General features: G+C 60.8%; 17 protein-coding genes. 14 read left to right on the top strand and 3 right to left on the bottom strand.

Annotated features, from left to right (window positions below):
* Nucleotides 1-120 precede the first annotated feature (120 nt).
* The 7 genes from bioB (at nt 121) to ASD12_RS20890 (ending at nt 7595) form a co-directional block, all read left to right on the top strand.
* The gene (gene bioB, locus ASD12_RS20920) at nt 121-1062 is read left to right on the top strand and encodes a biotin synthase BioB (RefSeq protein WP_244482922.1); all 942 of its coding nucleotides are present in this window, start codon (nt 121-123) and stop codon (nt 1060-1062) included.
* On the top strand, nt 1059-2198 hold the full coding sequence (locus ASD12_RS20915) for an 8-amino-7-oxononanoate synthase (RefSeq protein WP_056590434.1): 1140 nt from the start codon (nt 1059-1061) through the stop codon (nt 2196-2198). Before bioB ends, ASD12_RS20915 begins: the two co-directional genes overlap by 4 nt.
* Nucleotides 2195-2830 (top strand): dethiobiotin synthase, encoded by a 636-nt coding sequence (gene bioD / locus ASD12_RS20910; protein WP_056590431.1) that lies wholly within the window; start codon nt 2195-2197, stop codon nt 2828-2830. The genes ASD12_RS20915 and bioD overlap by 4 nt, the downstream gene beginning before the upstream one ends.
* Nucleotides 2830-4095, top strand: a complete 1266-nt coding sequence (locus ASD12_RS20905) for an adenosylmethionine--8-amino-7-oxononanoate transaminase (RefSeq protein ID WP_056590428.1) — start codon at nt 2830-2832, stop codon at nt 4093-4095. The genes bioD and ASD12_RS20905 overlap by 1 nt, the downstream gene beginning before the upstream one ends.
* Nucleotides 4092-5075 carry a beta-ketoacyl-ACP synthase III gene (locus tag ASD12_RS20900; protein ID WP_056590425.1) on the top strand — a complete coding sequence of 328 codons (984 nt, stop codon included), beginning with the start codon at nt 4092-4094 and terminating at the stop codon, nt 5073-5075. The genes ASD12_RS20905 and ASD12_RS20900 overlap by 4 nt, the downstream gene beginning before the upstream one ends.
* Nucleotides 5076-5132: 57 nt before the next feature.
* A complete protein-coding gene (gene panD / locus ASD12_RS20895) occupies nt 5133-5585 on the top strand; it encodes an aspartate 1-decarboxylase (RefSeq protein WP_056590422.1) in 453 nt (150 codons plus the stop codon).
* A gap of 1539 nt (nt 5586-7124) precedes the next feature.
* Nucleotides 7125-7595 (top strand): MucR family transcriptional regulator, encoded by a 471-nt coding sequence (locus ASD12_RS20890; protein ID WP_056590419.1) that lies wholly within the window; start codon nt 7125-7127, stop codon nt 7593-7595.
* A gap of 255 nt (nt 7596-7850) precedes the next feature.
* On the opposite strand, the gene ASD12_RS20885 is transcribed toward ASD12_RS20890, so the two are convergent.
* Complete coding sequence (locus tag ASD12_RS20885; protein WP_023749661.1) at nt 7851-8063, bottom strand: cold-shock protein; 213 nt, start codon at nt 8061-8063, stop codon at nt 7851-7853.
* Between the two features lie 472 nt (nt 8064-8535).
* On the opposite strand from ASD12_RS20885, the gene ASD12_RS20880 reads away from it, so the two are divergent.
* Nucleotides 8536-10011, top strand: a complete 1476-nt coding sequence (locus ASD12_RS20880; RefSeq protein ID WP_056590417.1) for an NAD-dependent succinate-semialdehyde dehydrogenase — start codon at nt 8536-8538, stop codon at nt 10009-10011.
* Nucleotides 10012-10456: 445 nt separating this feature from the next.
* Here ASD12_RS20880 and ASD12_RS35450 read toward each other — a convergent pair whose 3' ends face one another.
* Nucleotides 10457-11431 carry a hypothetical protein gene (locus tag ASD12_RS35450; protein ID WP_244482921.1) on the bottom strand — a complete coding sequence of 325 codons (975 nt, stop codon included), beginning with the start codon at nt 11429-11431 and terminating at the stop codon, nt 10457-10459.
* Nucleotides 11432-11528: 97 nt separating this feature from the next.
* Here ASD12_RS35450 and ASD12_RS20865 point away from each other — a divergent pair, with 97 nt between their 5' ends.
* The 4 genes from ASD12_RS20865 to ASD12_RS20855 all read left to right on the top strand — a co-directional run bounded on the left by ASD12_RS20865 (nt 11529) and on the right by ASD12_RS20855 (nt 14575).
* Entirely contained in the window at nt 11529-12056 is a 528-nt protein-coding gene (locus ASD12_RS20865; RefSeq protein WP_056590414.1) for a helix-turn-helix transcriptional regulator, read from the top strand.
* Between the two features lie 349 nt (nt 12057-12405).
* A complete protein-coding gene (locus ASD12_RS34240) occupies nt 12406-12690 on the top strand; it encodes a hypothetical protein (protein ID WP_156398627.1) in 285 nt (94 codons plus the stop codon).
* 222 nt (nt 12691-12912) lie between these two features.
* Nucleotides 12913-13497, top strand: coding sequence for a recombinase family protein (locus tag ASD12_RS20860; protein WP_056590412.1), 585 nt, complete (start codon nt 12913-12915; stop codon nt 13495-13497).
* Between the two features lie 28 nt (nt 13498-13525).
* Nucleotides 13526-14575, top strand: coding sequence for a dienelactone hydrolase family protein (locus ASD12_RS20855; RefSeq protein ID WP_244482920.1), 1050 nt, complete (start codon nt 13526-13528; stop codon nt 14573-14575).
* Between the two features lie 348 nt (nt 14576-14923).
* Here ASD12_RS20855 and ASD12_RS20850 read toward each other — a convergent pair whose 3' ends face one another.
* Nucleotides 14924-18370 carry an AAA family ATPase gene (locus ASD12_RS20850; RefSeq protein WP_056590406.1) on the bottom strand — a complete coding sequence of 1149 codons (3447 nt, stop codon included), beginning with the start codon at nt 18368-18370 and terminating at the stop codon, nt 14924-14926.
* Between the two features lie 249 nt (nt 18371-18619).
* Here ASD12_RS20850 and ASD12_RS20845 point away from each other — a divergent pair, with 249 nt between their 5' ends.
* Together ASD12_RS20845 and ASD12_RS20840 are read left to right on the top strand one after the other, a co-directional pair.
* The gene (locus ASD12_RS20845; protein WP_056590403.1) at nt 18620-19126 is read left to right on the top strand and encodes a conjugal transfer protein TraD; all 507 of its coding nucleotides are present in this window, start codon (nt 18620-18622) and stop codon (nt 19124-19126) included.
* A gap of 37 nt (nt 19127-19163) precedes the next feature.
* Nucleotides 19164-21212 carry a type IV secretory system conjugative DNA transfer family protein gene (locus ASD12_RS20840; RefSeq protein WP_056590398.1) on the top strand — a complete coding sequence of 683 codons (2049 nt, stop codon included), beginning with the start codon at nt 19164-19166 and terminating at the stop codon, nt 21210-21212.
* Nucleotides 21213-21222: the final 10 nt, after the last annotated feature.

The following is a 21222-nucleotide window of genomic DNA, read 5'->3' as shown; positions in this document are numbered from 1 at the left end:
GGGCAATCCACATTCGAACCCGCATGACTTGTACGACAGCGTAGAGATGGGAACAGGATGGACATGCACGGCACCAATGCGACGAAGACAACGCGACAGGCTCAAGCCTCTGACACCGGCATGTGGACTTTGGAGAAGGCTCGGGCTGTTCACGACGCACCCTTCAACAATCTCCTTTTCCTGGCGCAAACCGTTCACCGCGAGAATTTCGATCCCAACAAGGTCCAGCTCAGCCGCCTTCTCAGCATCAAGACGGGCGGCTGTCCGGAAGATTGCGGCTATTGCAGCCAGTCGGCGCATCACGAAACCGGCCTGAAGGCGTCGAAGCTGATGGAGGTCAGGCGCGTCATCGCCGAGGCAACCAAGGCGCGTGATGCGGGCGCCACCCGATATTGCATGGGCGCTGCCTGGCGAAATCCGAAGGCGCGCGACATGGATGCGGTGGTGGCGATGGTCGAGGGCGTCAAGGCGCTGGGCATGGAGACCTGCATGACGCTCGGCATGCTCGATCTCGGCCAGGCGCAGCGACTGAAGCAGGCAGGTCTCGACTACTACAACCACAACATCGATACGTCGGAACGCTACTACGGCGAGGTCATCAGCACGCGCAGCTTTGCCGACCGGCTCGATACGCTCGAGCACGTCCGCCAATCCGGCATCAAGGTTTGCTGTGGCGGCATTGTCGGCATGGGTGAGGAAGCGATCGACCGCATCGACATGCTGGTGACGCTGGCCAATCTGCCGGAGCATCCGCAAAGCGTTCCGATCAACATGCTGATCCCGATCGCCGGCACCCCGCTTGCCGAAGCCAAGCCCATCGAGCCGATCGAATTCGTGCGCGTGATCGCGCTGGCGCGCATCATGATGCCGAAATCGCATGTGCGTCTTTCCGCCGGCCGCACCGCCATGACCGACGAGATGCAGGCGCTGTGCTTCTTTGCCGGCGCCAACTCGATCTTCGTCGGCGACACGCTGCTGACGGCGGATAATCCCGGCGAAGACAAGGATACTCTGCTGTTCCGGCGCCTCGGCATCGAGCCGATGGAACTCGAGGCGCAATGAACGGGGCACCGCTTGCCCGCTATGACGCGACCTTGCAGGGGCTGGCGCGCAAGGACCAGTTGCGGACGCTGTCGCCGCGCGCCGGTCTCGACTTCTCGTCGAACGACTATCTCGGACTTGCCGCCTCCAAACGGCTGGGCGATGCAGTTGCGGCGGCGATTGCACGGGGCACGCCGGTTGGCGCCACCGGGTCGCGGCTGCTGCGCGGCAATGCGCCGGAACACGAGGCCCTGGAGGCGGACGCCGCGGTTTTTTTCGGAGCTGAACGCGCGCTGTTCTTCGGCAGCGGTTACATCGCCAACTTCGCTCTGCTGACCGCCCTGCCGCAGAAGGGCGACCTGCTGGTCCTCGACGAGCTCGCCCATGCCAGCATGCATGAGGGCGCGCAGGCCGGACGCGCCCAGTTCGTGCTGACCGCGCACAACGACATCAATGCTGTCGAGGATGCGATCACGCGCTGGCGCGCCGAAGGCGGCATGGGGCGCGTCTGGATCGCGGTCGAAAGCCTCTACAGCATGGATGGCGACCGCGCGCCGATGGAGAGCCTGATGGCGCTTGCCGATCGGCACGAGGCATTCATCGTCGTCGACGAAGCGCATGCCACCGGTGTCTGGGGACCGGACGGCCGGGGGCTGGCCGCCGCATTCGAGGGCCGCGACAACATCATTGCGCTCCATACTTGCGGCAAGGCGCTCGGTGCGTCCGGCGCACTGGTCACCGGATCGGGAACGCTGTGCGATTATCTCGTCAACCGTTGCCGGCCATTCATCTACGCCACCGCGCCATCCCCGCTGATGGCGGTAGCGTCGCGTGAAGCGCTCGCCATACTGTCCGAAGAGCCCACGCGCTGCGTTCAGCTGCATGAAGGTGTTGCCTTCGCGGGCCGTCAATTGGCCGAGCGCTGCGGGGTGATACCCAGCGGCTCGCAGATCCAGCCATTTGTCATCGGCGACGTCAGGCGCACCATGGCTGTGGCGGCGGCACTGCAGGCACGCGGCTTCGACATACGCGGCATTCGTCCGCCGACCGTGCCCGAGGGCACGTCGCGCCTGCGCATTTCGCTGACGCTCAACGTCGACGAAGCCGACATTTCCGCCATGGTCGAGGCGCTCGCCGAAGTGTTGGCAACGGTATGAAGAGGCGCATCGTCGTCACCGGAACCGACACCGGAATTGGCAAGACCGTGTTTTCGGCCGGGCTAGCCGGGCTGCTCAATGGCTTCTACTGGAAGCCGGTGCAATCGGGCCTCGACGGCGAGACCGACAGCGAGGTCGTTGCGCGGCTTGCCGGCCTGCCCTCGGGGCGCGTGCTCCCGGAGACCTACCGCTTGAAGAGCCCGCTTTCGCCGCATCGATCAGCCGAAATCGACGGCGTCGCGATCGAGGCGGTCAAGCTCTCACTTCCAGACTTGCAGGGTCCGCTCATCATCGAAGGCGCCGGCGGGCTGATGGTGCCGCTCAATCGACAGACCAGGTTCATCGACATATTCGCGCAGTGGCGGCTGCCGGTCATCCTTTGCGCGCGCACTGCGCTGGGCACCATCAATCACACCCTGTTGTCGATTGAGGCGCTGCGGGCTCGCTCCATCCCGCTCATCGGCATCGCCTTCATCGGCGAGGAGGTAGCCGATACGCAACGGACAATCTTGGAATTCGGCGGCGTGCCGCAGCTCGGCAGGCTGCCCCTTCTCGACCCGCTGACGGCTGAAACGCTAAGAGATGCAATGGTTGCCGGCTTCGACCTTGCCCTGATTGCCGGAGGCGACTGATGGCGCAGTCTCGAGTCTGGCATCCGTTCACCCAGCACGCCCTTGAGTCCGCCATCCCTGAAATCGTGCTGACGGAAGGCGCCTATCTCCACAAGGCCGACGGCACGCGCATCCTGGATGCCATTTCCTCCTGGTGGGTCGTCACCCACGGCCACCGCCATCCCCACATCATGAAGGCCATTGAGACGGCTGCGGCGAGCCTCGACCAGATCATCTTCGCCGGCTTCACCCACGAGCCGGCCGAACGCCTCGCCAAGGCGCTTGTCGGCCTCGCTCCCGCCGGTCTCGACTGGGTGTTCTATTCCGACAGCGGCTCGACCTCGGTCGAGGTCGCGCTGAAGATGGCGCTCGGCTATTTCCGCAACCTCGGCGCGCCGCGCTCGCGCATCGTCGTCATGGAGCACAGCTATCATGGCGACACGATCGGCACGATGAGCGTCGGTGCCCGCGGCGTGTTCAACGCTGCCTACGAGCCCTTGCTGTTTGAGGTGGACACCATCCCCTTCCCGGCCGCCGGGCGCGAGCAGGAGACGCTGGATCGTTTCGAGGCAGTCTCCCGTGACCGGCGCGCCGCCGCGCTGATCGTCGAGCCGCTGGTGCTCGGCGCCGGCGGCATGTTGATGTATCCGGCCTGGGTTCTAACTGAATTGAAGAAGATCGCAGAAGCTTCCGGCACGCTGCTGATCGCCGATGAGGTTATGACCGGCTGGCGCCGCACCGGGACCATGTTCGCCTGCGAGCAGGCATCGATCTCTCCGGACATCCTGTGCACCTCGAAAGGCCTGACCGGCGGCGTGATCCCGCTGGCGGCCACGCTTGCGACCGACGCCATCTTCCAGGCCCATTATTCCCAGGACCGCAAGAAGACGTTTTTCCACTCGAGTTCCTACACCGCCAATCCGATTGCCTGTGCGGCAGCACTCGCCAATGTCGAGATCTGGCATGACGAACCGGTGGCCGAGCGGGTCGCGGCCCTGAGGGCGCTACAGGCCGCCGGGCTTCGGCGCTTTCGCGACAATCCATATTTCACCGACTGCCGGGCGACCGGCACAATCGCCGCCCTCGACCTGCGCACCGGTTCAGCCGGTTATTTGGCCGAAATCGGGCCGAAGCTGCGCGCATTCTTCCTCGAGCGCGGCCTGCTGGTGCGCCCCCTCGGCAATGTCCTTTATCTTCTGCCGCCCTATTGCATCACCGGAGACGAGCTCGACGGGCTCTATGACGCCATCGAGGAAGCCGGCGAACGCTTCGGCGCGAAACCATGAGCAGATCGTCGCGCCTTCTCGGGTTTGGCCATCATGCGCCAGCACGCAAGGTCGAGAACCCGGAGATCGAAAACAGTCTCGGGCTAGAGCCCGGCTGGATCGAGCGGCGCACCGGCATTCGCTCGCGCTTCTGGGCAACCGACGAAGACACGCTGTCGGGCCTTGCGGCCTCCGCCGGCGATATGGCGCTGGCGAATGCCGGCATCGACCGCAGCGACATCGCTCTTTTGTTGCTTGCCACCTCAACCCCCGATCACCTGTTGCCGCCCAGTGCGCCGCTGGTCGCCCATCGGCTGGGGCTGGGGCGTGCGGGCGCGGTCGACCTGACCGGCGCCTGCGCCGGTTTCATCTATGCGCTGATGTTCGCCGACGGATTCACCCGCCTGCACGGCAAGCCAGCCCTTGTGATTGCCGCCAACATCCTCAGCCGCCGCATCAACCCGGCCGAGCGCGCCAGCGCCGTGCTGTTTGCCGATGCCGCCGGCGCCGTGGCGATTGGTCCGTGCAATGACCCGGACAGGGGCATTCTCGGCGCCTCGGTGGATTCCGACGGCTCACGCTACGGGCTGATCCAGATTTCCGCAGGCGGAAGCAACACCCCGTTCCATGGCGACCTCGAGCTCGGGCAGACCCGGATGACGATCACGGACGGCCGCGAAGTGTTTGCCAAGGCTGTGGAGATGATGACAGCCTGCTCGCTGGATGCGCTCGCTGTGGCCCGAATGCGGCCGCAGGACATCGATCGGTTCTTGCCGCACCAGGCCAACGCGCGCATTTTCGATGCGGTCGGGCGAAACCTCGGCATTGCGGATCAAGCAATCGTCAAGACGATCGCCGAATACGGCAATTCCTCCGCCGCAACGATCCCACTTTCTCTGTCGTTGGCTCATCAGATGAAGCCGTTTCGGTCTGGTGAGAAAATTCTTCTGGCGGCGGCCGGTGCGGGTCTCAGCGGTGGGGCTCTCGTTGTCGGAATTTAGTGGCGCGGTCCGGATTCCAAGATTGACCTTTGATGATGAATAGGGGCAACAGAACCAATGCGGAAACTCGTCGCCGGCAAGCTGCACGGCATCTACGTCACCGAAGCGAACCTCAACTACCACGGCTCGATAACGCTCGATCCCGACCACTGCGAAGCAGCAGGGATCCTGCCCATGGAATTCGTGGAGATATGGAACAAGAATTCCGGTGCGCGGATTTCGACCTATGTCATTCTGGGCGAGCGTGGCTCACGTTGCTGCATCCTCAACGGCGCCGCGGCCCGCACCTGCCAGCCAGACGACCAGATCATTGTCTGCAACTCCATCTACCTGGATGAAGCGCATATCACCTCGCTGAAGCCGCGGATCGTCACATTCGACCAGGACAACCACATACTCGACCGCCTGAGCTACTCCGTCGATCTTGACGCGCATGGCCGTTACAGTTTCTCCATCCTTGACGAGGCGAATGAGGCTTTGGCCATTCCTTCCCTGGTCTCCGGAGCATGACTTGCGCCGTATATGTGAAAGCCTCTCCGACCCGTGGCAGCTCGATCAGCGCTGAAGAGAGGACCTTAACCTCACGGAGCTGCTGACACTCCAGCTTCGAAAGGAGGATGCCCGACGCGCTTTCGGCACCGCGGGCTTTCGTGAGATGGCGCAATGTCCGGCGTCTCCATGATGCGCTAACAACGACGCGGCCCTAATGTGAATTTGCGTGTTTGACCTCTGCCTCAGGTTACTTGCGGTGGCGGCTTGCAAATTCATGCTGCTTTTTCGAGCGCCACGGCCAAGTCCTCGACGACCTGGTTTTTCGTGATCTTAGCCGCTGGATGATCAGCCATAAGCAGCTTGGCAAATCGCCTTGCGGCTGATGTGTTTTTCCGCCGGCGCCAAAGGCACGCCAGCCATCCAACGTCTCCCCCAAAATCCGGTGCAGGCATCAGCGTTCGTCAATTGGTTGGTGGCCTGCTGGCAAGGCCGAGCCTTTCTCGTTGGCCATCGGCGAAATTCTCGGCGGGACACTGTGTCTTAAACCGATGAACTGTTAGTTTGCCGTCCTCCACAATATGAACGACCCATCCCCCACCGCAACGCTTAACGCGCACGTCGTTTGGTTCGCCAGCCACCATCGCTGCCCCTCATTTTCGTCGCCCTGGAACCGAGACTGGAAGTCGTTCCCCGCACAGCGAAAAACACGAGACCTTACGTAACGTCAAGCGCTGGGTACTGACAGCTGGCGCGTTATGGATTTGACGGCGACAGCGGCTCTGGCCCGGAGCGGGCCGCATCTTGCATTCGGATCGATTTAGATGGCCCGATCTTGCACGTTAATGCTGCTTTAATTATCCACAGCTAATGTCAGTGGGAACGCGTATTCAGTTCGAGTAGCTCTGCAAAAAAGCCCGCCGCTCTTGCCCTCAAGAGTGGCGGGTTTTTCGGTTGTGAAACGCGGTCGGTGCGGATGCTGCAACAGCACAAGCGGTAGCCATCTTCCCTCCCCTTTCCTTTCCATCAAGGTCGCGGCGCTGCTTTTCGGGACGAAGTCTCGTCGAGGACGAAGCTGAACGCGCCAGCCGCCGGCTCTTTGATGCTGGGCACCTGACCCCTCCCCGGAGCACGCGCCTTGGCGCCCGGGGTGCTCGGCGCGATCGTTTCCGGTCTCGACCAGATCGTTGGAGAGTAACGGAAGAACACTGCCTCCACCGGCGAGTTTGATTTTGCTGCTTCACAGGCGGCCTGCTCGCAGAGGTAGCCATTGTCGAGCGTACCGGACCGGAGTTCTCCGAATGATCGAGTCCGATCTTCAGCATAGAAGAGATCGAGAACAGGCTTGGGAGCGTTTCAAGATCGCTTCCTCATCACATCCAGCATGGATGCGTCAACCGCAGTCGGATCAATACACGCAACACGGCAGGAGCGTCGCTATTGACCGCAGTGCAGGACGAGCATCGCAACAGTCTTGCCCTGGCTTTATTGCTTTCAGCGGCAACCGCCACTATGTAGCGACCCTTCGCCGACTGTCTTTTAAGCCACCCGGAGAGTTTCATGACAGAAGAAACCGACAACAACATCGACGTCCTCATCGAGCTCACCGCCGATGTCGTCTCAGCATACGTCTCCAACAATCCGGTCCCGGTCGGTGAACTTCCTGCCCTGATCGGCCAGGTGCACGCGGCACTTAAGGGCACGGCCGGCGCCAGTCTTTCGGCGGAAGAACCGGAGGTTCTCAAGCCTGCCGTATCGATCAGGAAGTCGGTGACACCGGACCACATCATCTGCCTTGAGGACGGAAAAAAATTCAAATCGCTCAAGCGCCATCTGTCGACCCACTATGGGCTGACACCAGACAATTATCGCGTCAAATGGGGTCTGTCGGCGGATTATCCGATGGTCGCGCCGAACTACGCCGCTTCGCGCTCGGCATTGGCTAAGACGATGGGTCTTGGCCGCAAACCGAAAGAGCCGGAAACGCCGCCACAGCCGGCAAAGCGGACCCGCAAGAAGGTCGCAGCTTGATTTCAGCAATCGAGCTTTGTTCTGGGGGCGCGCAGTGCCATCGGCATAATCTGCATCTGTCCGGAATATGAAAAGGCGGGGTCTACCCGCCTTCCCTTTCAATCAGCTTGGCTCCCCCAGGACTTCGCCTGGGCTTGCATCAGTCCGCTGCTCAAGCCGTGCGGTCGAGGCCTGTGCTCGCCCGCCCTTATCACGCGGCGAGGCCACCATGGACCTATCGCGTCGACCCGCTGTTGCCAGCAGGCGGGAGAAAATTCAGCCAGCTTTGCTGAGGCTGCCAGCCGAGGACTTGCCGGTGCGGCGGTCCTGTTCGATTTCGTAGTTGATCTTCTGGCCATCAGCGAGGGTCGAGAGACCCGCTCGTTCAACGGCGGAAATGTGGACAAAAACATCCTGACCGCCATTGTCGGGCTGGATAAATCCAAATCCCTTGGTGCTGTTGAACCATTTTACCGTTCCAGTCGCCATATGCGTTTTCCCTTGTCACCATTGCAATGTGGGCAGGCCCTCTGGCCAGGCCCGATTCATAACCGAAACTTCTGCGTTCGGCTCAGCAAAAACGAGAAATTTGCAAGGCTCCGTTTGACCGGCGGCTGTAACTCCTCATGTACCGTCCAGCATCCCCCGCTGGGCTCACGTTATGACACGCCTTACGGCCCCGATGCGATACCCGAGACGGACGGGCTATAACGCAAGCGCTGCCAGCCGGGGCGACGAGACGTTGATCACTTGGGCAAATGGGCGCTGTGGACGCCGCCGCTATCGGAGGTTGGGGCCTCGCCAATATCGACGGAAGCTGGCCGCCGGCCTTTCCCGCGCCCGGTTCACCCAGCCCAGGAATGCACGACTTTTCGTGAGAGGTGGTCCTATGCAAAAGCCACACGTGCGCTGTAGATGTCCACCGGGCCGGACAGGCCAAGAACCTTTTGGGAAATCGACATTGCCGCTGCTGCCACCTTTGATCCGCCACCTCAAATCTCCTGACCTGTTTGGCAGCCTTGACCGTCTGCCGGCGCTTGGCAAACTAGTCAGTGAGCGCACATTTGAGGTCCTCAACCCATCGACGGGCGAAGTGCTGGCGGAGCTTCCCGACATGGGCGTCGAGGAGACGCGGGCTGCGGTCGACAAAGCCTGTCGTGCGCAGCCTGGATGGGCGGCGTTGACGGCCCGTGAACGCAGCGACGTTCTGTGGCGTTGGCATCAGCTGATTATCGACCACGCTGATGACCTTGCCGCGATATTGACCGCTGAAATGGGCAAACCCGTTGCCGAGGCCAAATCGGAAGTGTCGCATGCGGCTGCCTACCTGCAATGGTACGCTGAAGAGGCCAATCGCATCTATGGCGAGACCATCTCCGCGCCATCGACAGACCGTCGCTTGCTGGTGATCAAGCAGCCGATCGGCGTCGTCGGCACGATTACGCCATGGAATTTCCCGGCTTCCATGGTGGCGCGCAAGATCTCGCCGGCCTTGGCGGCGGGCTGCACGATCGTGCTGAAACCCGCTGAACAGACGCCGCTGGTTGCCGGTGCAATGTTCGCCCTTGCGCATCAGGCTGGCTTTCCCGAAGGCGTGGTCAACCTGATCTACGCGTCCGAGGGCGATGCCGTTGGACGCGAACTCTGCACAAACCCCAAGGTCCGCAAGATAAGCTTCACCGGCTCGACCGAGGTTGGACGGCTTCTCATGCGCCATTGCTCGGACCAGATCAAGAAGGTCAGCCTCGAACTCGGCGGCAATGCGCCTTTCATCGTCTTCGACGATGCAGACGTCGATGCGGCGGTCGACGGTGCGATCCAGGCCAAGTTCCGCAACGCCGGCCAGACCTGCGTTTCCGCGAACCGCCTTTACGTCCAATCGGGCGTTCACGATGAATTTGTCGAAAAATTCGTGGAACGGGTTCGCCAGCTTCAGGTGGGTGACGGTTTCAATCCAGGTGTCGCCATTGGCCCGCTGATCGACAGGCAGGCGCTCACCAAGATCGAATCACATATCGCCGATGCCGTCGCCAAAGGCGGTACAATTCGATGCGGGGGCAAACGCATTGGCAAGGACGGCACGTTTTTCCAACCGACGGTCCTCACTCAAGTCTCCAGCGAGATGACGATTGCGCAGGAGGAGACATTCGGGCCGCTGGCCCCAACCATTCGCTTCGACGATGCGGATCAGGTCGTGCACGAGGCAAATGACACGATCTACGGCCTGGCCGCCTACTTTTATGCCTCGAACCTGCAGCGTGTGTGGCGTGTGGCCGAGGCCCTGGAATATGGCATGGTGGGCATCAACACCGGACGCATGTCGTCGGAAGCCGCACCCTTCGGCGGGATGAAGCAGTCCGGCATCGGGCGGGAGGGTTCGCGCCACGGGCTCGAGGACTACCTCGAAATGAAATACCTCTGCATGGGCGGCATCTGAAGCGCCTGGTTGAAGTTTGCAGCTGGGTAATCGAGCGAGCAATCCGACAATGTGTGAGTTTAGGAACGCTCTCGTCTCAAGCGGCGTTGAAGCCGCATTTCCCGCCTGTTTAATCATTCGTCCGCGCAATCAAAGGGTCGCGAATAAGTTCCAACAAATTCCAGTCTGCCAATTATTCGACTTTCATCAATCAAAGGTAATATTTCCTAATATTCTAAAGTCTTAATGGCGATTATTGCAAGATTTTGCTGATTGTAATCGATGCACACCAGTCAGTGCTGCATCAGTAATGTTCACTCTCTAACTCTCAGGTTCGACAGATCAATGTTAATAAACATCACCTCACCGCCTGATTGAAACTGGGCTGAAGACTCTGAACTCTTCTGAATCGCCGCGTCCCAAGTCAGACCATATCGGCCTTCGCTCGCCTCCCCTCTTGGCGCACTCACTTGTGCGGCATGCAATAGACTCCCTCGGATTCCATCAGTACCGCGCCACCCTTCAGCTCGCTCAGTGCCCCGACCCACGCTTGCGAATAAGTGCGGCTGGCATCCACGGCCGTCAGCCAAAGAACGCGATTGTCGGCCAGTTCGACCTTAACTTCCTGCTGCAAAGGGCTTCCCTCCACGGTCTGTTGATAGTGGCGTTTGATCCTGACATTGCTGGCCGCGAACTCAGCTTCGTTGCTGCCGTAGTTCAGCACAAATCCAGTGCGGTCCTCAGCCACCGAGCAACTGCCATCACGCTCGCATACAATTTTGGCAGCGGTCTTGCAGTCCCATTTCAATGAAGCGGGCCACATAGGATTGTCCACGCTTGATCGCGGCCTGTCGCTCTGACCAGCCGCTGCCAATGCTGCGCCCGTGTTCATAATCACAGTGGACAGGAGAAGCGCCTTGAACACTACAAACCTCCCTGAATTGTGACCCTCATAGGGACTCGAATGCCCTCGATCGTTCCCCGCGGTCTGGAATTTTGCCGTCACCATCTTACCGTCGATTTCGATTTGGACCTGACGTAATCCGTCTCCATGATGCCCGCCGAGGCCGCTGTTTTTGAGAACGACGGGCAACGAGAGCCTATCGGCCGCGATACGGCAGCTGTTCCGTTCCTGACCTAAGCCCGGCCGATCGGATTCGGAGCTGCCAACTGCTTGCCAGCCAGACGGACAATCCTCATACTTCTCAAATCTCGCCGCGCTGGAGTTGGCTTGCGGACAGGTCGGCCAATTAAAACCCGGGGCTTCCATCGCAGCAATCAACTTGTAAATTGGCGGGTGGCACGAGGGGGTGCCTTGCCAGTCGCCTGACAGACATAGGAGGACCTGACATCCCCATTCCGACGCTTTTGATTGGGATGGAAGAGCTGCGGCGCCCGCGATGGCGACGGCACTCGCCAAAAGGAATTTGAGTATGGTCATAGCCTTTTCCTCGCTACGGATTTTGATAGTTTACTATGGATGATCCGCGCAAAAAAGGACAGATCGAAAAGGCAGGTTTGTGCGACTACATCGATTTATGAAGCGAGACGACGCGGGCCTGGTCAACAACCCGTTGCGCGCCAACATTGCTGTGACGCTTGAGCGGGAGAGAGCCAAACGCGGCCTATCCCATATGCATATGGCCGAGCTGTTTCGGACCGCCGACGGCGAAAAACTCGCCTACCGAACCTACATTCAGACTGTGCGTCAGAAAAATAATGTCACATTGACGACGCTGCAGATCATGGCAAACGGCTTGCAACTGTCTTTTGCATTACTGCTCGCCGGCGGCAAGAAAGTTCCGGAGTGGGCGCATCGGTTGGACGACAATGCGATCCGCAAGCGGCTGGCCCACATCATCGATATTGAGCGACAACGACGTACTTTGCACCGGTATGAGATGGCTGAGCTCATCGGCGTGGCGGAGGCGACATACATGAAACTGGAACGGGCGAGCGGCAACATCAGCGTGGACACGATCGCCGCGATCGCCAAGGCGTTGAAACTTGATCCAGCGACCTTCCTCTTTTCCGAAAAGATCCCGCCTGGCAGAGCCGACACCTAGCCGCCCCACGAGTGTTCCTTTGTTCGCCCGTACCTGCGGAACGATTGCCAAAAACCGGCTGCGGCGGAGGCCAGTGGTATTCTAACCTGCACGGTTGTGCCGATACCATGAGCGCTTTTGATGATGAGCTTTCCGTTCAGCGTCGAGACCATCTGAGAACATGCGGTCAGGCCAAGGCCAGTATGGTCGGGCGTGAAGGAAACGACGCTCGATTACACGCGTGACTTTGCCGAGTGGCGCGGGATTGCGGAGCAAATGGACGTCCGGAGCGAGATCGAGCTACGTCCGGACAACGCGCGAGCAACCCGGGCCGAGCGCCAGGCGCAGCGGCCGAGCATCGAGGCCAACAATGGCCGAGGATCCACGCCAAGTTTCATCGTCGGACCATCCGGCACATACATTTCGCCTGTCCGTTCACGATCTCGCGCGCTTCGGCTTGGTGTTCCTCAATGGGGGCCAGTGGCTCGGAAAGCAGGTTGTTCCAGTCTCATGGTTCAAGGAAGCTACCACGGCCTACTCGCGAAACGATCATGGCCGATTGGGATATGGCTATCTTTTGTGGACTGCACCATCTGGTGGTCCGTTCGGGGCGGCGGATGCCTATTTCGCGTTGGGATCGGGGGACAAGGGCTAGCAGTGATGCCCATCTACAATTTGGTCGTTGCCCAAAATAGTAGAACCGCACAAGGGAGGCGGATGTCTTGGTTCCAACCATTTCGCGCAGCTTCTTCGGCAGATCGTTGTTGCGTCGCAGATCGGCCGTCCCCTGAAAATCAGGGGGTTTTTTGTGTCGCATGTCTTTGTCGCAAGTGGTAATTGTCCTTGCGACATAACTTGCGACAGGAAACCCGCAACCATGATGATTGGCTATGCCCGGGTCTCCACCCAGGGCCAGGATCTCGACCAGCAGCGCGCAGCGCTTGGCTCGGCCGGCTGCATTCGCCTCTTTGAGGAAAAGGTTTCCGGGGCAAAGCGCGATCGGCCCGAGCTGGTGAAGCTCCTCAACCATTTGCACCCCGGCGACGTGGTGACGGTCACCAGGCTAGACCGCCTCGCCCGATCGACGCGCGACCTTCTCGACATTGCCGAGCGGATCAGGGAGGCCGAGGCCGGCTTGCGATCTTTGGCCGAGCCATGGGCCGACACGACGATGCCGGCGGGCCGCATGGTGTTGACCATGTTCGCCGGCGTTGCGGATTTCGAGCGATCCTTGATCGTGGAGCGCACCAGCGCCGGCCGGATCGCGGCCAGGGCACGTGGAGTGCGGTTCGGTCCCTCGCCTACCCTATCGGCCGATCAGGTCACGCACGCCCGTCAGCTCATCGCCCAGGACAAGCCAGTGACTGAGGTTGCACGGCTCCTGAAGGTACATCGAGCAACCCTTTATCGGGCGCTAAATAGTGTGGAGGGATGTCCAGCCGCCCCTTTGTCTGGTGAATGAAGTACGGCGGGATTTCAGCATTGGTTTCATGAAAGAAAAAGGAGAGAAAATGTTCCGCTATCTAGCGCGCCGCTATGATCGTAAGCACATCCTGAGATCATTAGAACGTCAGAGGCGTATTCATGATAAGGCGATTCCATTTTCTGATGATGGTTCTGACGAATTGGCCTTCAATGAAATTTCCAAGGGCGAGGTGTTTTTCGCGCCGATATTGCCAGCTGTTCCGTTGAGGGAAGAAGGGGCCAGTGTTATCTTCCAATCTGATATTTCAACTGAAGACCAAGCGAACAACACGTTCGAATGCGTTGTTACCGACAGTGGATTGAAACAACATGCGCTTGTTGTGTTCCATCATTGGTATGCTCGGAGCCGGTATCCGGCGTTTTCCAAATATTTTGCTGGAAAGGGCATAACTATTATTGAAGCTACACTTCCGTATCATTTTGGGCGGAGTTCGAATGACTATTCTGAGGAAAAACTTTTCAACGCGAATTTAGGGCGCACCGTCCAGTCGATGAGACAGGCTGTCCTAGATGGCCGTAAGATTGTTCGTTGGCTTTATAGTCAGGGGTATCAGAAAATCTCGGTTGTAGGGATGTGTTTGGGTGGCACTGTTGCAGGTCTCGTCGCTGCCCAAGAGGAGAAGGTTGATAAGGCGGTTCTCATGGTATCGCCCGGAAGCCCTGCTGATCTCGTCTGGACTGCGGAGACCATGACGGCCTTACGTGGTCGTATTGAACCGTCCATGTCACTGGAAGGGCTAAGAACCGCATGGGGGCTCATCGATCTAGAGAAGCATCTTTTCGGCCTTACACGTCCTCATCTGGATTTGATGTTCTTGCTCGGTAGGGACGATACGGTTGCGCGCCCAGGAGCCTCTGAGCGTGTCATTGAGTTCCTGGCGAAGTGCAATCTTCCGCCTGAGGTCGTGCGGCTGAATTGTGGGCACTCATCTATTGGAATGTTCCCCTACAATTTGATCGCAGCTCGAAAGGTTCTGCGATTTTTGAAAGAAACCCCGACCCTGTCAGAGCTTTGGGAGGTTCGCGGGTTTCGCTACGACTTTAGCGAAGTTTGAGCTATTTGATGGCTCCGCGCCGGACGCGGCCAAGGCGCGCGGGATGCGGTTGGGACTGTCACCTGCCCTTTCCCCTGCCCGCCCCCGACCAGGTCGCGCATGCGCGACAGCTCATCAACGACGATATCAAGCCGGCCGAGGGTCGCCCGGCTCCTGAAGGTGCATCGCGCGACCTCAGCCCCGCGCAGTTCAGCCGAGAGTACAAGAGCATCTTTGGCAACTCGCCTATTGCTGATCTGCAGCTCTCCCATTTGTGACAATGAACGAGCACCTTGCTTAAAGAGTAGTCATTCGCCGCGGCCTGCGACGCCGACGGGATAACGACAGCCGCCCCCCCCCGGCGCTTCCCTACTGTTTCAGCCGTGGCGACTGAGATTCTCGCGCCGCAAGACGTTCGGTTTCGGCCTGTTGCCTGGACGCGACTTCACCAGATCGGGCCGCGGAATAGAGCCTGGCGGCCTCACCCAACCTGCCCTGTTCGGATTTCGGCACGGACGGATGTTCAAATGCCGTACGAGATGCTGTCGCACGAGCGATTTCGCGTGCGCCGTCTTCACCGAAACGGGCTTCAATCGATTTCCTGAAGGTGGCGATCTCCCGACTGACCTCCTGATCGGCTGACATCGCCTTGGAGGCTTCGGCCCGCTCGCGATCATCCTTGGCCGTTGCAATTTTTCCGAGTGCGGCTTTCGCCCGATCCGAAACATCCCTCACCTCCACCGCGTCAGCCCTCATCTGCTTTTCGACCTCGCCACGATAGGATTGTTCAGCCCGGTTCTCGAACTCGGCGGTCCGGACAACGTTCGGACCGATCGCCTCGCTTGCTCTATGAGCGGCTTCCCGCTCGTCACGAGCTTTAGCGCCGGCGAAGAACCCTTCCCTGCCCCGCAGTTCGCCAAGCAGCTCTGCATCCGCCGATATCCGTTGTGCGGCACTTGTCGGACCGTCTCGCGCGATGATGTCATCGAGACGCCGCGCAGCGGATTTCGGATCACGGTAGGCGGTCTCCAGATAGATCAAGCGAGCGTCCCGCTCGCGCTGTACATCCGCATCGCGACTGACAGCGGCGGCGATGCTTCGTTCGGCGATCGATCGCCCAAAACTGTCGCGGCGCACGCCATCAGCATTCACATCCTGGAATGCAGCTATCATCACCCTGACGTCCGCTGGCCGGTTGGCTGTGGTGCTGAGCGACGCCTCTTGATTTCTGGCATCTGGAACAGCCTGCCGATCTTCGGTCTTGCCCGCCACGGCCCGATCATCGGCGGCAGGCCCATGACGATCGCTGTCTCCTGCCTTTTTTGACTTCTGTGCCACGACGGGCTCAGGCGTCGCGCCTCGATGCTCAGTACCCTGGCGCTGATTCTCCGCGTGCCCAGCGATTGCGCCGGCCTGCATTTCCGGTGTGCGCGGATCTGTCCGACGCATACCCGCGCGTGCCTCTTCGACAACTGAAACCATCGGCTGCTGCTCCTTTTCCCGGCCATCCTGAACTTGCCCAACATGCAACGCCGGCCGAGCATTCTCCGCCGCCCGTCCCTCGTCCAGCTTCGCCCGTTGTTCCGCGCTGAGCTCGTCGCGTGTTGCATAAGCCACCGACGCCGACTTGATCTCGTTGCGACCGATCTGGCGGGCGAGCTGACGCAGATCCCGGGCTGTCTGCGTCGCCACGAAGATCGTCGCGCTCTCACGCTGCCTCGTCAGCGCGACATAGCTCGAGGCGGCGCGCCAGTGATGCGTGTGCATGAGATAGGTATGATCGAGCGTCTTGCCTTGGCCTTTGTAGATCGTGCCGGCATAGCCGTGCCGGAATCCAGAAAACTCCGACGCAGACCACTCGATCTTTCGTCCTTCCCTTCCCGCAGCTGAATCGAGCACGACACCGATGCGGCCAAAATTCCGGTCGATGCCGGTGATGGTCCCGGCGTTGCCGTTGTAGATGCCAGCGCCTTTCAGCGTATCCGTGAACTGCACCCGGTCACCGACAGCGAACGCGGCCTCGCCATGCTTGGTCGTAAACACAAAATCCTCGCCGATCTCACCACGCTCGCGACGCACCGCGCGCAGATCCTTGTTCAGCGCATCGACATCCTTGTTGGTATAGGCGAACACGAACCGCGATGCCGACGGATTGGAAGCAGCATCCTTCGCCCATCGCTCGACCAGTTTTTCTCGCAATTCATCCTGTTTAGACGTCCACACCACCGCCTTGTTTCTGGCAAAGGCTCGCAGCGCGTCTTCGAAGCGACCGTCCGAAAGATCGCGCGCCGCCTCTCTCTGCCAGTCGACCTTCTGGCGCGTGACCTGGGTGATCTCGGCCGAACCGTGTTCCTTCTTCAGCTCTGTGAACAGCCCGCCGCGCTCAATCGAGCCGAGCTGCCGGTCGTCCCCGGTCAGCACAACCTTGGCGCCCGACAGCCGCGCTTCACGCAACACCTCGCCGGTCACCTTGGCGTCCATCATCGCCGCCTCGTCGACCACGACCAAAGTGCGCCGGTCCCACTGCGCGCGTCCGTTCTTCAGCCGGAACAGCTCGGCATGAACGGTCGAGCTTCTGGCAAAACCGTCGTCCTTCATGGTCTGAGCGACAGCGTTGGTTGGCGCCAGGCCGACAACCCGATAACCCGCCGCCTCATGCGCCTCGCGGATGGAGCCAAGTGCAAAACTCTTTCCCGTCCCGGCCCGCCCCTCGATTATTTTTAGCCCACCGGACCCAGTCGCATGATCGAACGCGGCAAGCTGATCCGCACGCAGTTCCCGCGCTGACATTACACGGTCCCGATCCCCAACGCCGATAGCGCGATGCCCGCCTCCTGCCACGCGCCGTCCATCGGCAAGCGCCAAAATCTCCTGGTCGCGCACCACCCGCGTTGTCCAGCGCCCTGCACGCTCGCCTGTCTCCCGGTCATGCAGCGCTAGCACATCGTCACGCCCGAGCACTTTGCCCTTCACATCCGCTCGTTCGCCCTCGTCGGAAATGTGTTTTTTTAGATGCCGGTCGAGATCGTATTCGGAAAAACTTGCCTGGTTGCGCGTCAGGACAGCCAGCACATGGTCCGGATCGCGCGCGGCTTCCTCGTTGGCGCGCCTGATATGCTCGGCCCGCACATTGGCCTCCGCGCCCGGCGTGCGCATGCGGATCGGCCCGATATGCTCTTGGCGGACCGCACTTGTCGCATCGACGCGGATCGAAAGCCCCTGTTCGGCAAAGTACCGGTTCTGATGATCGCGCCACAATTGCCCCCAGGCTTCGCCCTCCGCCACGATCGCCCGGCCCCCGCCCCGCTTGATGACGGGATCGAGATCACGCGCCTTCTTCGCCGCAAAGCCGTTCTCGTCCAGCCGCCGCGTCGTGATCAAAAGATGCGCATGATAGTTGGCGCGCTCCCCTTCGCTCTCCGCTCCATGCGGCGCATGAACGTCGAGCTGCACCGCCAGCCCCTTCGATACAAAATGCTCCAGCGCAAAAGACCGCGCCAGCTCGACTCGGTCGTCATGATCAAGCTCCTGATTGGCCGGCAGCGCCAGCACGAGCTCACGCGCCAGCTGCGCGTCCTTGCGCTTTTCCATGGCCTCGGCCGCGTTCCACAGCGCATCGCTTGACGCCAGTTCCGCGGGCGCTCCTTCCGGCAACAGCACCTCGTGATGCTCCGGCGCCTCGCGGTGCTTGAAGTAAAACACCTCCCCCGTGCGCTGCGCCTTGATCGCCTCGCGGCCGTTATAGGCGGCCGAGCGCACCGCGCTGCCGCCGTCGGAGCGGGAGATGTAGCGGGCACGGGCGAAAGCGATGGCCATTGCCGTAGAATGCCACCACACGAGCGCTGGCGCAAGCAAGCATTCGAAGAATGCATATTGCGTCTGGTTAAGTTCACGGCTCTCGGGTGGACAAAGCAGCGGCGATCTGGCAGAATTCGTAACTGCGGAAAGCAGCGTGCGGCGCTGGTTGCAGCCCCGTGGCGCATACAAAAGGGGGTTGCAGAGCCTCGCTTCGGCTGGCAAAGTCCCGTCGGGCTTGGCGGACGGAGAAAAACGGAGATCCTCGTCATGGCCCGCACCTCGCTTGCCGAACGCATGAGCCGCCTGGAGCAGCAGCGGGCGAAACTCGCCGAGCAGGAAGCAAAACTCAAGGCGGACGAACGCAAGCAGCGCACCCGCCGCCTTGTTGAAGCCGGAACCCTCATCGAACGCGCCGGACTATTGGACCTGGAAGAAACCGCCCTTTATGGTGGGTTGTTGTCGCTTGCTGCTGACGCAGGCGACAGGGCAAAAATCGCCGGGTGGACGAAGGTCGGCAAAACCGCGCTGGACAAAGAAACGGTCGGCAAGGACGCACCACACGAACCGTTGACCGTCATCTTCCCCGCTCCGCTGCCAACCCCATTCGCGACCCGCCTGCGTGGCGCCGGCCTGCGCTGGAACAAAGTCATGCAGCACTGGGAAGGGCTGGCGGATCACGACGTCGTCGCGGCACTTGCGGCGGAACAGAGCGGCAGTGTGCGGCGCGTTCATCCCACGACAGAGTCCGATCGCGGGCGCGGCACAAAATCTTGATCCGAACGGCCATTGGCACTGACGCGGGGGACAACAAATGTTCGGGCGGCTGTCCTACGATCTCATCAAGACATTGTTCAAGGCAGCCGTCGCCATCCTGCCGCTCGTCATCTGGTACCCGGCCTGGCGTTATGCCCATGCGCTGTGGAGCGAGTTGCTGATCGGCTGGTATCTGGGCGGCCTGCCAACCTCCTCGATTCTTTATCGTCTGGCCTATTCCGCATGGCCCTCGGTCGCGCTCATCGGTCCGGCCGCGACCATGAGCGCCGCGCTGCTTCTGCGCCGAACAGGATTGGCGCTGCCGGCCACGGCGATCGCCGGCGTGCTCGGCATGGTAGCCGCAACTGTTCTCACCGTCTGGCCTGAGTCGACACGGTTGCTCGAACTTCGCCCGGCCTATTCATGGTTCACCATTTTGAACACGGCGGATATGTCCGTCTTCTACGCCGCCGTCGTCGGCTTTCTCGCCACCATGGCGGGCATCAGGATGCTGATGGGCAAATCACTGCGCGCCCACGACGTCAAACCGGTCGAGCGCGCATCGTCCGACATCTTTGGCCACGCCGACTGGATGGACATTCGCGAAGCGCAAAACCTCTTTGGTGGCGCCAACACGTCACCGGGCACAAAAGATCTCGGCGGCGTCGTCCTCGGCGAAGCCTACCGCGTCGATCAGGATGCGCCGACCCGGCGCGGCCAAAAGTTCGATCCCGGCGATCCAAAAAGCTGGGGCAAGGGCGGCAAGTCGCCTCTGCTCACCTTCGACCTCTCCTGGGGCGGCACTCATGGTCTCGTCTTCGCCGGATCGGGCGCCTACAAAACCGTCTCCGTCTGCGTGCCGACGCTGCTCACCTGGCGTGGCCCGATCGTCACCCTCGATCCCTCCTCCGAGCTCGCGCCGATGCTGACCGGCGCGCGCACGGCGATGGGCCGGCGCGTCATCTCAATCGATCCTATGAAGGGCACCGGCCCCTTCAATGCGCTCGACTGGCTGATAAAAAGTTCGCCGCTCATCGACGGCGACATCCGCTCGGTCGTCGACTGGATTTGCGGCGAGAAAGTTTCAGCCACCCGTGACGCGCCGCATGGCGCCTCCGGCAAAGCCTTTTTCGAGGGCCGTGGCAAGGCCATCGTCGAAGCCCTGCTTTCCGACATCGTCTTCGACAAAAATCTGTCCGACGACGAACGCAATCTCGTCAGCCTGGCGCAACGTCTCGCCCTACCGGAGCAGAAAATGCGGGACGAACTGGCGCGCATTTTTGAACATTCGTCCTCGCATCGCGCCCGCCATCTTGCCGGCCAGTTGATGGGACTGGTCGCCGAGACTTTTTCCGGCGTCTACGGCAACATGAGCGAGCAGACCGAATGGCTCGCCAATCCCGCCTACGCCAAACTGGTGTCCGGAAACAGTTTCAAGACGTCGGACCTTGTCGCCGGCAATCTCGACCTGTTCATCAACATCCCGATGAAGGTGCTGGAATCAACACCGGCGCTCGCCCGTGTCGTGGTCGGATCCCTGCTCAATGCCGTCTATGAAGCCGACGGCGTTTTACCCGGCGGACGCGTCGTCTTCCTGCTCGATGAGGTCGCGCGTCTCGGTTACATGACCTCACTGGCCCGCGCCCGCGATGCCGGCCGCAAATACGGCATCACGCTTACCATGCTCTATCAGTCCGAAGGTCAGCTCCGAGAACAATGGGGCGACGGCGGCAAGAGCGCCTGGTTCGAAAGCGCTTCCTGGCGATCCTACGCCGCGATCGGCTCGCTCGAACAGGCGCGCGCTGTCTCCGAAGCGCTCGGCGAACACGGCGTGGTGCTGAGCTCCGAGACAAAAAACCGCGGAAAGAGCGCAAGGCCCCTCGAGATCGGCACCGCCTCCACTGGTGCGTCGGAGCAAAAATCCGAACGCGGCCGAAGGCTGGCGACGGTCTCGGAAATCCTCTCCGACGCCAGGGCCGACGAGCAATTCGTCTTCGTCCAGGGTAGAAGACCGCTGCGCTGCGGCCGCGCCATCTATTTCCGTCGGCCGGAAATGGTCGCCAAGGTAGAGCGGAACCGTTTCGCGCCCCAGGCTCAGTCCAGTTGAGGCGGCAAGA

The organism is Mesorhizobium sp. Root102 (assembly GCF_001425625.1).
Taxonomy (GTDB): domain Bacteria; phylum Pseudomonadota; class Alphaproteobacteria; order Rhizobiales; family Rhizobiaceae; genus Mesorhizobium.
Note: the sequence above shows the minus strand (reverse complement) of the source record. Positions and strands in the feature narration are given on the sequence as shown.